The sequence below is a fragment of the Aquimarina algiphila genome, assembly GCF_007489275.1.
Lineage (GTDB): Bacteria > Bacteroidota > Bacteroidia > Flavobacteriales > Flavobacteriaceae > Aquimarina > Aquimarina algiphila.
Genome location: NZ_VLNR01000060.1, coordinates 1 through 12,697, shown reverse-complemented (window position 1 = coordinate 12,697; position 12,697 = coordinate 1). Strand labels below are relative to the sequence as shown.

Genomic DNA, 12,697 nt, shown 5'->3' with positions numbered 1-12,697 from the left:
AATTGGTAGGATAAAGTATTGTGCTATTATTTTATTGCGCGAAGTGCTCTCCCATAATATGTCTCAGACGAGATAGTTTTACAAGCATCACGATAAGCTTCTTTAACATTGTCTCCGGATGCATTCACTGAAGGCGCAAAAGCAATTAAAGATTCTGACAGATAATGATCAGAGCTAATCTGCGACATCCCTCGAAAAACTGATACTAATTGTGATTCGCTAAGGTTCTTTCGTGCAAGTTTTTTTAGAATTACAGCAGAGTAATGATCAGAACCCACACTTGATAACGCTCCAATTAATACATCTAGATTGTCCCCACTCAAACCTTGTTTATTAATTAATTTACCTAATACTTGAGCCATATAATGATCTGAACTAACAGATTCTCCTGCAAGATGAATTAATTTACTTAACTCACTAGCATCTAATTTCTCATCCAAAAGTTTAGAAAAAACCGCAGTGATATAATGATCTGATTGGATATCGCTCAATGTCCCCAAAAAAGCATTGTAATTTCCCTTAGAAAGTTCTGGTAAATCTAATGCCTTTAGTAATACTTGTGATTTATAGTGATCAGAGGCTATTTGCTTTGAATTATTGATTAACAACATAAGATTGGCATCGTTTAACTCTCGTTTTTTCATCACTTTCATAAGTACCTGTGACATATAATGATCAGAATTGATTCCTGCTGTAATCTCGAACAATTTTCCGACTTGATCATCAGAAAAACTTGCATCTTCTATAGCCGTGCTTAAAACCGAGGTAACATAATGATCTGAATTAATGCTTTTTGTAGCATCGATATATGCCGAAACTAATGAACTGGAAGCAAAGAAACTATGTTGTCTATATTTCAATAGGTCTGATAGGTAATGATCAGAATTGATTTCTTTACCCGCAACTCTAAGTAGTGATTCGAGTTCATTTGAAGATAGATTTTTCTCTAATACTAGTTTAAAATATTTAGATTTTACATGATCGCTTTTTAAAGTTCTAATTTCATTGAATACACTATTAGCTCCTCCTTGACTATAAAATCTATTTACTCTGCCTTTTGCTCCTAAAGCTGTCGTTTTTACAACTTCTGGTAATATTTCACTAAGCCACTTCTTTCCTTCAGATGCAAAATCTTTTCTAGAAGAACCTACAAAATACTTTTTATTAAGATTTCCATTAGCTTCGGATTCGATTACTATCCTACGCTTACTTCCAAAAGCAGATTTCTTAATTTCTAAATAGCCACCATCAGAAATAGCGATAACATCTTTATCATCATTGGATAAAGTTATCTCTCCTTCATAGTTGATAGAGAAATTATTAAACATCCCATCCTGAACTTTAATAGTGGTTTTATTCCTATTATAATTTACAGCATATGATGTGTTTTGTGCATTAAGGTCTGATGCAAAGAATAAAGAGAGGATTAGCAACGTGACCTTAAATATAGTTGCTATAATAATCCTTGATAATTGATTCATAACTGTTCGTCTTTTGATGAAGCACAAAGATGGAACGTTATATCATATCTAAAAAAACAAATGAATTGAACTGTACCGGAAATGTATTGAATTGTACATCATCCCATTTTATAAGGTCAAAAAATGTTTTTTCTGTTCTTGATTTCAATTACCTATATCCAAAAAGATATATACATATAAAGAAAATGATAGTGGCTAGAATTAGCTACCTAGATTTATTTGATCAATTCGTTTTTTGATTTTCTCTTCTTGTTCTTTATTAAAAGATTGTCTTAAAGCTTTTTCTTCTGTGCTCATGATATTCCCAGTCTCATGAGTATGAAATAACCCTAACGCATGACCGATTTCATGTGGGCTGGTTGAAGTAAATAAATGCTCATCTGTAAGCAATACCCTTTGACTTCTTCCCATTCCGGCGATACCACGTATATTAGATCTTTTGATAATGTAGATGTTTATTTTATCCTTGTCATATGTTTCTTGCGATTGCGTAAAGAACGTACTCGGTTCTGAACCTTGATTATCTGTTAGATCATACAGTTCGTCATTAATCAATTTTTTAGACTCATCTATCTCTAATCCAATACCTAATCTGTGAAAATAATATCCATTTAAATAGTTTATGAATTCTTTTTCGTCCAAATTGTAAGATGATTTATCAGAAGAATCTTGAGATTCAACGTATATAATATTAACCTTTACGGTCCTTTCTGGATTTTCAACAAATATCATGTCCATTATATTTTCTGGGCTATGGTCTTCTTCACTAGAACAAGATAAAAAGGAAAGTATTGATATGATAAGTAGTAATTTTTTCATGATTAAGACTTTTTAAGTTTTTGATTGATTCTTACAATCTTTTTGTAACACTTGATTTTGGTAAATTGATTAATGTGCAGAACAGATAAATTTGGGCAATAGAAGTCACTTATAAGAAAGAAATCATTCTTAATTATATAGTAAAATATAAAGATGTCAAATGGTTTGTTCTGGCTATATACTTAAGCTTTCCCCTGATATTTCCCTCATCAAGTGCTTATAGTTGAAGATCGATTTTCCTGATTAGAAAGTACTCTAATTCATTATCCAAAGGCACTATTATTCGTAAACAAAAATGATGTGTTAGATTTTCGTTTTGAAAACAGTAGAAAAATTTTCTTGTTCTTTTTTTTATGATACGGAATGATAATTAAAATAGGTTTCGTCATTTTTTTAAGATTTGAGAACACTTCCGGGGTAATAGAAGTATTTAGTATTTAAAAGAGAGGTATTACCCTATTCTTTTAAATGATGTTAAACATTCTTCTGGGGCTTTTTGAAGACTATTTTACATTTTGACGAATTTACTGTATTGAATTGATCATATGCGCTAGTTATCAACTCATTGTAAAAGTAATAAGTGTTATCGAATACTCGGATACGGTAAAACCACAATATTTTTACGCAACTACCAAGAAGCCTTGCTTTTCATCGATAAATAGAGACTTTAAATAAAAAAATAAATTTTATTTAACATTTTCAAGTAAGTGTAATCCTACAAAAATAAGAAATTAAGGAAGGAATTTTGAGGATTTCACACCTGAGATAGGGGGGATTTTCCCCTGTTCTGATATTTTATAATCAGAACATTAGACTAATTTAAAAAAAGTGACTTGGATAAATCCACACAAAAATTGCCAGTTCCTTTTTATATAATTCTAAATTATAAACGATTAAGGTCTAATATCAAATTTTTTAATAGTATTCTAATTGTAGTGTTTTTTTAATAAGATTTCTGAAATGAGTTCTTTAATCACTTTATTATCAGTATCTGATTTCTTAAGCTTATTTTTTGCTCTTTCTATTTTTTCATAATGAGGAATCTTACCTGTTTCATCAAGTACTTTAAGAACCTCTTCAAAAAAACCAGTTAAAATAGGGATAACAAATGTACTGGTTTTGTTTTTCTCTTTTAGGTAAATAAACTTTTTGGCATATGCTAAAAAGATTTGTGGATATTGAGAAAATGCAATTAATGCCTCGCAAAAACTTTGATATACATCTATTCTGTTAAGGTTATTACGAAACTTTAGTTTCTTTTGATCTATATGAGTTATAGTATACAACAACACGCTTTCTCGAATAAAAGTACTGTAATCATTTTTAGAATAGTAATAGACTCCTATTCCAATATTTGTATTAACAACTAATACTTCACTACCAATATTTTCTTTTAAAAAAGATTCAAAAATCTCAACGGTAGCAGAAGACATTAATACTTGTCTTTTAATGCCAACCGATCTTATATTTACGGATTTTATACTCTCTATATCTTTATTAGTATTCACTCGTTTTACTTAAATAATTCTGAAAGTTCTAAACCTTGATTTTTGGCGTGCATTTCTGCAGTATACCCTTTATTATCCTTTGCATCTATATCAGCTTGATTATCTACTAATAATTTGATAATCTCCTTTTGGCCAAAGGTAGCAGCATATATAAGTGCCGTGGCATCATTAAAATTCTTATGATTTATATTGGCTCCTGACTCAATAAGTAATTTTGCAATATCATAATATCCTTTAAAACACACTCCCATTAAAGCAGTGTTTCCAGCAGCATCTTTTGCATCAATATCTGGAGAGTACTGTAATATTAACCTGGTTATATCTTCAAGACCATAATATGAAGCAAGTAATAAAGGTGTAGAACCTCTATTATCTTTCTGATTAACAACTTCTGGGTTAGTCTTTAGAATTGTTTTTACCTCTTCTAAGTTTTTAGATCGAATAGCACTAAAAATATCTTCCATGCGAATTTTAAATTAACTTTTGTAAAATAATGTACAAAATTAGTCGGGATTCTTTGATTGAAAATTTCAAAAAAGATTCCCGACTAAACTCTAATTAACAAAAATTTATAATTATCATTATCAAACACTTACTAAAAGTGTGTGGTTTGTCACCAAATTACCGGTTTATAAAGCATTTGGATATACAACCCACTAATTATCCTGATCAAAGCGATCGAGATCCATAACTTTACTCCATGCTGCAATAAAATGATCTACGAACAATTTTTGAGAATCTTTACAACCATATACTTCTGCCAGTGCTCTTAATTCAGAATTTGAGCCAAATATAAGGTCCACGCGAGTACCGGTCCACTTGATTTCTCCTGTTCTACGATCACGTCCTTCAAATGCATCATCAGACTCAGAAGTCGCTTTCCATGTTGTACTTAAATCAAGAAGATTTACAAAGAAATCATTAGTCAAAGATTCTGCACTCTTAGTAAAAACCCCGTGTTGTGAATCTCCAAAATTAGTTCCAAGAACACGCATACCCCCAACAAGTACTGTCATCTCAGGCGCATTAAGAGTTAACAATTGAGCTCGATCAACTAACATTTCTTCTCCCGAAATTTCATATTCCCCTTTCATATAATTACGAAACCCATCTGCTTTTGGTTCAAGAACAGAAAAGGATTCTATATCCGTTTGCTCTTGTGAGGCATCAGCTCTCCCTGGTGTAAAAGGAACTGTAACTTCATAACCTGCATTTTTTGCCGCTTTCTCAATACCTGCACAACCTCCTAAAACAATAATATCTGCAAGTGAAGCTTTTTTATCTCCAGATTGAGAACTATTGAATTCTTGTTGAACGCTCTCAAGAACCTCCAAAACCTTGGAGAGTTGAGCTGGATTGTTAACGTCCCAGTTTTTTTGCGGTTCTAAGCGAATACGAGCACCATTTGCTCCTCCACGTTTATCAGAACCACGAAATGTTGATGCAGATGCCCATGCTGTAGATACCAATTGAGAAACCGATAATCCAGAAGAAAGTATGTTGTTCTTCAGAGAAGTAATATCCTTATCATCAATTAAAGTATGAGTTACTGCTGGTATTGGATCTTGCCAAATCAACTCTTCTTTTGGTATTTCTGAACCAAGATAACGAGCAACAGGCCCCATATCACGATGTGTTAATTTAAACCATGCGCGGGCAAAAGCATCTGCAAACTCATCAGGGTTTTCATAAAAACGTCTGGAAATCTTTTCATAGATAGGATCCATTTTTAATCCCATATCTGCGGTAGTCATCATGAGGTCCTGTGTCTGAGAAGCATCATGAGCTTTAGGAGCTGTTCTTGCAGCAGATGCAGCTGTAGGTTTCCATTGATGTGCTCCTGCCGGACTTTTTGTCAATTCCCATTCATAACCAAATAAAACATCAAAATAATCATTATCCCATTGTATAGGGTTTGGTGTCCATGCCCCTTCTATACCACTAGTAATCGTATCATCTCCATGCCCACTACCAAAACTATTTTTCCAACCCAAATTCTGTTCTTCAATACCAGCTCCTGCTGGTTCTCTACCCACATACTTATCTGGATCTGCTGCCCCATGGGCTTTTCCAAAAGTATGACCTCCAGCAACCAGTGCCACTGTTTCTTCATCATTCATAGCCATACGCCCAAAAGTTTCTCGAATATCTTTGGCAGATGCAACGGGATCAGGATTACCATTTGGTCCTTCTGGATTCACATAAATTAATCCCATCTGTACCGCTCCAAGCGGATTTTCAAGTTTTCGCCCATCGGCATAACGTTTATCTCCTAACCATTCTGTTTCAGAACCCCAATAGATATCTTCTTCAGGTTCCCATACATCTTCACGTCCTCCTGCAAAACCAAAAGTTTTGAACCCCATCGATTCTAGTGCACAGTTTCCTGCGAGAATCATAAGGTCTGCCCAAGAAATATTCTTACCATATTTTTGTTTAATTGGCCATAACAATAAACGTGCTTTATCAAGATTTCCATTATCAGGCCAACTGTTTAATGGTGCAAAACGTTGATTTCCAGATCCAGCTCCTCCTCTACCATCTGCAATTCTATATGTTCCTGCACTATGCCAAGCCATGCGAATAAAAAGTGGCCCATAATGACCATAATCAGCAGGCCACCATTCTTGAGAATCTGTCATTAGATCTATAAGATCCTTTTTCACCGCCTCAAGATCTAAAGCCTTAAATGCCTGAGCATAATTGAATGCTTCTCCCATCGGATTAGATAATGAAGAATGCTGACGAAGAATATTCAACTTTAATTGATTTGGCCACCAATCACGATTAGAAGTTCCTCCTCCTGCTCCTTGTTTTAGTGAACCATTCATAAAAGGACACATACCTTCACCGGTACCATTATAGCCCAAACCGTGAGATTTTTCATCCATGAGATTGTTATTTTTCATTGCTGATATATTAAGATTAAAATGATTATTTATTATTAATTACTTCAAACCTACAATAATATTATCTTATTGTTTTTACAATTATGATATATAAAATCTATTTTATTATTTAATGCACTTATAAACTAGAAGAGATTTTTCAAGGTTCTTAAAAATTATAAGATGTATTTTTTGAAGATCTTATGCTTTTAGCCATATCTTTTTAAAAGCATTAAACATCATGAAATATCTAGAAAAATACTGTTTCTTCTAACTATACAATGAAAGTTCTTTTTCCTGGGGTTATAGATATTGTATTATTTGAAACTGAAGTACCTTTTAAAAAAGCTGATCTTTTCTTTACCATTGTTATACCGTTTTGTGTGAATTATCTTTACCTAAAGATACATTATATTCAATTCAAAATCAACATGGTAAATTGATTGTTACAATCTAAAAATAAGTAAAATCTATTTCATCAAAAAAAACCAATCTCCAAAACTTTTGTCTATATAATCATCATTCTGTGCTTTTTTACTTTATACGGATGTCCTTAAAAAAGGCAGAATCAAGGATGTATTCTATCTTAAAACTACTGACATATTAAACGTATACAATTTATCGTATTTACTCGTTCATATAAATGAGTGTTGTTTACAAGAGCACTCATTAATTCAAACCCTTAAAACCTAAAATAATGATGAAAACTCAACGACAATTATTCGAAAGAAAAAGTAAACCTATTGCATTTAAATTGTTCCTTTTAGCTCTTATTTTTTTTCCTCTTCAATCTATTTTATCTCAATCAGTTGTAGAAAAAAATGGTCGATTAAGAGTATCAGGAAATCAAGTCGTTAACAAAGACAACCAACCCATAAGTCTAGCTGGCAACAGTATTTTTTGGAGTAATTTTGGCGAAGGTGCAAAATTTTATAATGCGGCAACAGTAAATCACTTAGCTCAAGATTGGAATTCTAGTATTGTACGAGCAGCCATGGGAGTTGAAAACCCGGGAGGTTATATTACCAACCCCACTCGCGAAAAAAACAAGGTAAAAGCTGTCGTCGAAGCAGCAATTGCAAATAATATTTATGTAATTATCGATTGGCACTCTCATAATGCAGAAAACTACCAACAACAAGCCATCACTTTTTTCACAGAAATGGCAGAACTATATGGCAATAATGATCATGTAATTTATGAAGTATACAATGAACCGATAGCACAATCATGGCCTACTATAAAATCATACTCTGAAGCAGTCATCGATGCTATTAGAAGCAAAGACCCTGACAATCTGATTATTGTAGGTACTTCTCAATGGTCTCAAAAAGTGGAAGAAGCTTCTAACAATCCTATATCAAAAAGTAACATTGCATATACCTTACATTTTTATGCAGGCACACACAGACAATACTTAAGAGATGAAGCTATTAGAGCAATGAATAATGGTATCGCATTATTTGTTACCGAATGGGGCGCGGTAGAGGCGACTGGTGATGGAGCTGCTGATAAACAAGAAACTCAAAAATGGTTGGATTTTATGAAAAGTAACAATATCAGTCATGCGAACTGGTCTGTAAGTGATAAAGCAGAAGGCGCATCTGTAGTTACAAGCGGAACAGGAGTATCTGGACTTACTAGTAACAATTTGACTGCTACAGGAATCTATATTAAAGATATCATTAAAAATTGGGGAGGAGATATTACTAATCCTCCCGTTGAAGAATGTACTGGAAATGGCGTGTCAATCAATACTATCATACAAGCAGAGGATTTTTGCTCACAAAAAGGAATTCAGACTGAAGCCACAACAGATACAGGTGGTGGTATGAATGTGGGATATATTGATAATGGAGATTACATAAGGTATAGAGTAAATATTCCTGCAAATGGTAATTATGAAATAAAGTATCGGGTAGCCAGTATAGTAAACACTGCAAAATTACAATTCAAAGAAGGAGCTTCTGTAGTAAAAACCACATCTATACCTTTAACCGGGGGATGGCAGACCTGGGATACAATTACCACTACCACAAACCTTACCGCAGGATTAAAGACTATAGAATTATATGCACTTTCTGGGAAATTTAATATCAATTGGTTTCAAATTTCACCAGTAGATTCTAATCCCGATCCTAATCCACCAACAGGAGGCAATGATTGTAAATATGGAACCCCTTCATCCACTTCACTACCTACACTAGAAAATAGTTCTTATACCAATGCACATGTTATTGGTACAGGTGGTCCAGATTTAAGTAATCTTACGAATTTTACAATAAATTGGAACTCACCTAACAATGGACTATATCAACTTTCTATAAATACAAATAATGGAAACCCCAATTGGTGGAATGATCTTCTGAGCAATGCAACACATAACTTTAACAGTGCAATGCCAGGGGTTAGTTTAAGTGGTACCGGTTTTACAAATCTCGATGGTGAGTATTGGGTCACAAAAGACGGAGATAATTTTGTAATGGTTTCAAAAAACAAAGAATTCACTATTTATTTTAGTAATTCGAATGCTACTCCTAATTGTTCATCTCGTACTAAAAACAACGCAATAAAAGCAGAAGGAAACATACAGTTGAAACTCTATCCGGTTCCTACCTCTGAAACATTAAATATATCAGGTCTTACAGAAAAAGTTATGGTTATAATAACAGATATAAGAGGTAAAGTAGTATTAAAAACATCTGCAGATTATAAAACCGATACAGTTGATGTTTCTGCACTAATTCACGGTAACTATTTTGTAGAAATTAAAGGAAAAGAAACATATAAATCTATGCGATTTATCAAAAACAAGGAATAATATACCTTTGATAATCGTAAAATGATATAATTAAAATTCAGGGGGATTTGACATCCCCCTGAATTCCTATCCTAATCGTTCCTTCATTTTCTGAAGTTGTTGTTCAATAAGGAATAATTTATCTTCTACATCATCTCCAAATTCTGGTATACGTCTGCAAAATACATATCGTACTCTCCACATTTCTTTTATATCAGACAAAGGATAAGATGCATCCTCAATATTTTTATGATCGGCTCTTAGCACTACTTTGTCTTTAGTAATATATAATCTTCTAAAAATTAATTTCCCATCAACAACCACAAAAACGAGCGTCCCATTATTTAATTTCTTCATTACAGTCGAAGGAACTTTTTCTCCTACTACAATATCTTTTGGATAAAAGCCTTTATCATGCGAAGACATTTCTAGGTTGCTCACGGTATAACCACGAAAATCTTTTGTAAGATTTACAGGTAGTTGCATGGTTGGTAGTTCCTTTATAAATGATTCTTGATTATATAAAAGGGCATAATCATTCGAAGTACTTTCTGTAATACAAGGGATCAGAGCAAACTGTTCGCGTTTAACGTTTTCTGCATAGGTAGTCAAATCTCCCTTAAACTTTAATAACTGATTCACAGTAAGTTCATTTGTTAGCAGATCATCTATTGCTATGCTAAAATAATTAGCTATTTTTATTAAGGTCTCAATCTTAGGTTCACTCCTACCTTCTTCGTAAGCTCCCAAAGTCCCTCGTTTCAGCTCAAAAAGCTCAGCAAACGCCTGCTGACTTAATCCTTTTATGCTTCGTATCTTTTTTATATTTTTTCCAAAAAATGACATTTTTGCTAATTTTATTTGCAATTATAAAAATTTATTGTACATTTACACTAACAATATTAGCTAATACTTTTTAAAAATGCTAATTTTAGTAGAAATACTTCAGTATTTTATTCTTTTCTTAAGAAGTAACGGGGGTTATACTAAAAATTTTAGCAAAACATGTAATCATTAACTTAAATCATTCATACCCATGATACTCATTGTATATTATCTAGCTAATTTAGCTGTAGATATTGTAGAAAAGTTATGCGACTTTTTGTAATATTGATACGTAGTCAAACAATACGAAATAAATCACTTAATTATCCATCAAAACAACCATCACATGCAAGATCATTTTCAACTAGTAAAAAATTATTTGCTTCAGCTCAATTATAATATAACACATGAAAACACAAGAGAGGGAATTATTATGATTAGCAAAGAAAATGAAGGGATCAAAAATATGATTCTTGGTATAGCCCCGCCTATTTTAATAATGGAGCAACATATTTTCAACATCAAAAATAAAAATGAAGTAGTGTATCGCAATTTACTTCAAAAAAACCGAGATATCGTACATGGAGCTTTTGTTCTGGACGATACCGGAGAAAAAGTAATTTTTAGGGACACATTACAGGTAGAGCATCTGGATCTTAATGAGCTTGAAGGATCTTTAAACTCCTTAGGGCTGTTATTAAGCGAATATTCAGATCAAATTATAAATTATTCAAAATACTAATACTATGAACTTTTTTAGACGACTATTTAAAATAGGTGAAGCAGAAGCACATTCTGCAATTGATAAAATGGAAGATCCTATCAAGATGACCGAACAAGGGATTCGTGATATGAAAACTGATCTTGAAAAAAGCCTGGAAGCACTTGCTCAAGTAAAGGCATTAGCTATTAGAGCAAAAAATGATACTGAAGAATACGCTTCAAAAGCAGAAGATTATCAGCAAAAAGCCATGTTAATCCTTAAAAAAGCACAAAAAGGAGATATGGATAGTACAGAAGCTGATCGATTGGCAAAAGAAGCATTAATCAAAAAAGAAGAATCACAACAACATCAAACACGAAGCCAGGGTGAATCTGAAAAATTTAATACTTCTGTCGCTCAATTAGAAAAAAGCATTCAGGAGATAAAACAAAACATAAGCAAATGGGAGAATGAACTAAAAACCCTTAAAGCTCGTGTAAAAGTATCTACAGCTACCAAAAATGTAAATAAACAAATGGCAGAAATAGATAGTTCAAGTACTGTTTCTATGCTAGAGCGTATGAAAGACAAAGTGAATCAGGAAGAAGCACTTGCAGAGGCTTATGGAGATATCGCTAATTCTTCTAAATCAATTGACGAAGAATTGGATAAAGCTGTTGATGTAACCAAAGCTAATGCTGATGATGACCTTGCAAAACTCAAAGAGCAGTTAGGTATGAGCGATGACAAAGAATAAGGTCAACGCATTTTAACTAAAAAAGTCAAATCATGATAATTTCAACAACAGAGAATATCCCTGGCAAGGAAACAACAGAAATTCTGGGTATTGCCAGGGGTAGTACCGTAAGAGCAAGAAATATAGGACGAGATGTTTTTGCTGGTCTCAAAAACATTGTTGGAGGAGAAATTGAAGAATACACAAAATTACAAGCGCAATCCAGAGAGCAAGCTATGCAAAGAATGGTACACGATGCACAAAAATTAGGTGCAGATGCGGTAACAAATGTTAGACTTACGACATCAATGGTAATGCAAGGAGCTTCAGAAATTTTGGCGTATGGTACTGCCGTAAAATTAAAATTGTAAAATGACTATAATGACATCACTGGGAATTATACAAATTTTATTCTGGGCAGTAGTCTTAGGACTTCTTATCTATTTGATTTTAAGAAGAGTTAAGATCAAAAAGATAGAAAATTTTGAAAAACGAAATAACTGATCGTGAAAAAAGTCAATGAAATAAAAAGAGAAATTCCTTTAATAATAGATAAGATTGACAATATCTGTAAACAGTACGAGTTGACTTCTGATGAATTAATTCTTGAACTAGTTCGCTTTTTGGATTTAATTCACATAACAGATCAAAAACTGAGCCCTTCATACCTTGTTAATTTGGTATGGCATGAGTTCATTTTATTTACAAGGTTTTATGAGCAATTTTGTTTAAAACATTATACTCGTTTTATTCATCACACTCCTGGTAAAAGGGAAGATGCTAACGTTTTTAAAAGAACAATTAAACTATATATAACCCGTTGTGCATTTAGAAAAAGTTGCGCAAACTGCTAAAAGGCAGTAAATTGTAGTTACGACACTATAATTCATATGCACAACTTTCAAGCAAATTACGATAAAATACTCAAGGTTTTAAA

11 protein-coding genes are annotated in these 12,697 nt (G+C 32.9%); 5 read left to right on the top strand and 6 right to left on the bottom strand.

Features of this window, described 5'->3' with window-relative positions:
* Positions 1–26: 26 nt before the first annotated feature.
* The 5 genes from FOF46_RS22635 to katG all read right to left on the bottom strand — a co-directional run bounded on the left by FOF46_RS22635 (position 27) and on the right by katG (position 6,717).
* Positions 27–1,481 (bottom strand): hypothetical protein, encoded by a 1,455-nt coding sequence (locus FOF46_RS22635; RefSeq protein ID WP_109435671.1) that lies wholly within the window; start codon positions 1,479–1,481, stop codon positions 27–29.
* 201 nt (positions 1,482–1,682) lie between these two features.
* Positions 1,683–2,300 (bottom strand): matrixin family metalloprotease, encoded by a 618-nt coding sequence (locus tag FOF46_RS22630; protein WP_109435672.1) that lies wholly within the window; start codon positions 2,298–2,300, stop codon positions 1,683–1,685.
* Between the two features lie 926 nt (positions 2,301–3,226).
* Positions 3,227–3,808, bottom strand: coding sequence for a hypothetical protein (locus FOF46_RS22625; protein WP_143918021.1), 582 nt, complete (start codon positions 3,806–3,808; stop codon positions 3,227–3,229).
* A gap of 5 nt (positions 3,809–3,813) precedes the next feature.
* Complete coding sequence (locus FOF46_RS22620) at positions 3,814–4,272, bottom strand: ankyrin repeat domain-containing protein (protein WP_109435674.1); 459 nt, start codon at positions 4,270–4,272, stop codon at positions 3,814–3,816.
* 192 nt (positions 4,273–4,464) lie between these two features.
* Positions 4,465–6,717, bottom strand: coding sequence for a catalase/peroxidase HPI (katG, locus tag FOF46_RS22615; protein WP_143918020.1), 2,253 nt, complete (start codon positions 6,715–6,717; stop codon positions 4,465–4,467).
* Between the two features lie 676 nt (positions 6,718–7,393).
* On the opposite strand from katG, the gene FOF46_RS22610 reads away from it, so the two are divergent.
* Positions 7,394–9,517, top strand: a complete 2,124-nt coding sequence (locus FOF46_RS22610) for a cellulase family glycosylhydrolase (RefSeq protein WP_244299719.1) — start codon at positions 7,394–7,396, stop codon at positions 9,515–9,517.
* Between the two features lie 66 nt (positions 9,518–9,583).
* On the opposite strand, the gene FOF46_RS22605 is transcribed toward FOF46_RS22610, so the two are convergent.
* Positions 9,584–10,342 (bottom strand): helix-turn-helix domain-containing protein, encoded by a 759-nt coding sequence (locus FOF46_RS22605; RefSeq protein WP_109435677.1) that lies wholly within the window; start codon positions 10,340–10,342, stop codon positions 9,584–9,586.
* A gap of 325 nt (positions 10,343–10,667) precedes the next feature.
* On the opposite strand from FOF46_RS22605, the gene FOF46_RS22600 reads away from it, so the two are divergent.
* From FOF46_RS22600 to FOF46_RS22585, 4 genes are all read left to right on the top strand, one after another.
* Positions 10,668–11,063: a type III secretion system chaperone family protein gene (locus FOF46_RS22600; protein ID WP_109435678.1), complete on the top strand. Its 396-nt coding sequence runs from the start codon at positions 10,668–10,670 to the stop codon at positions 11,061–11,063.
* Between the two features lie 4 nt (positions 11,064–11,067).
* On the top strand, positions 11,068–11,781 hold the full coding sequence (locus FOF46_RS22595; RefSeq protein WP_109435679.1) for a PspA/IM30 family protein: 714 nt from the start codon (positions 11,068–11,070) through the stop codon (positions 11,779–11,781).
* 32 nt (positions 11,782–11,813) lie between these two features.
* The gene (locus FOF46_RS22590; RefSeq protein ID WP_109435680.1) at positions 11,814–12,131 is read left to right on the top strand and encodes a YbjQ family protein; all 318 of its coding nucleotides are present in this window, start codon (positions 11,814–11,816) and stop codon (positions 12,129–12,131) included.
* A 135-nt stretch (positions 12,132–12,266) separates the two neighbouring features.
* Positions 12,267–12,614 carry a glycine-rich domain-containing protein gene (locus FOF46_RS22585; RefSeq protein ID WP_143918019.1) on the top strand — a complete coding sequence of 116 codons (348 nt, stop codon included), beginning with the start codon at positions 12,267–12,269 and terminating at the stop codon, positions 12,612–12,614.
* Positions 12,615–12,697 lie beyond the last annotated feature (83 nt).

What these genes read in the sequence shown, in the direction of transcription:
- FOF46_RS22605 (WP_109435677.1), bottom strand. Translation starts at nt 10,342, where the DNA reads ATGTCATTTTTTGGAAAAAATATAAAAAAGATACGAAGCATAAAAGGA.
- FOF46_RS22620 (WP_109435674.1), bottom strand. Translation starts at nt 4,272, where the DNA reads ATGGAAGATATTTTTAGTGCTATTCGATCTAAAAACTTAGAAGAGGTA.
- FOF46_RS22590 (WP_109435680.1), top strand. Translation starts at nt 11,814, where the DNA reads ATGATAATTTCAACAACAGAGAATATCCCTGGCAAGGAAACAACAGAA.
- FOF46_RS22635 (WP_109435671.1), bottom strand. Translation starts at nt 1,481, where the DNA reads ATGAATCAATTATCAAGGATTATTATAGCAACTATATTTAAGGTCACG.
- FOF46_RS22595 (WP_109435679.1), top strand. Translation starts at nt 11,068, where the DNA reads ATGAACTTTTTTAGACGACTATTTAAAATAGGTGAAGCAGAAGCACAT.
- FOF46_RS22610 (WP_244299719.1), top strand. Translation starts at nt 7,394, where the DNA reads ATGATGAAAACTCAACGACAATTATTCGAAAGAAAAAGTAAACCTATT.
- FOF46_RS22600 (WP_109435678.1), top strand. Translation starts at nt 10,668, where the DNA reads ATGCAAGATCATTTTCAACTAGTAAAAAATTATTTGCTTCAGCTCAAT.
- FOF46_RS22630 (WP_109435672.1), bottom strand. Translation starts at nt 2,300, where the DNA reads ATGAAAAAATTACTACTTATCATATCAATACTTTCCTTTTTATCTTGT.
- katG (WP_143918020.1), bottom strand. Translation starts at nt 6,717, where the DNA reads ATGAAAAATAACAATCTCATGGATGAAAAATCTCACGGTTTGGGCTAT.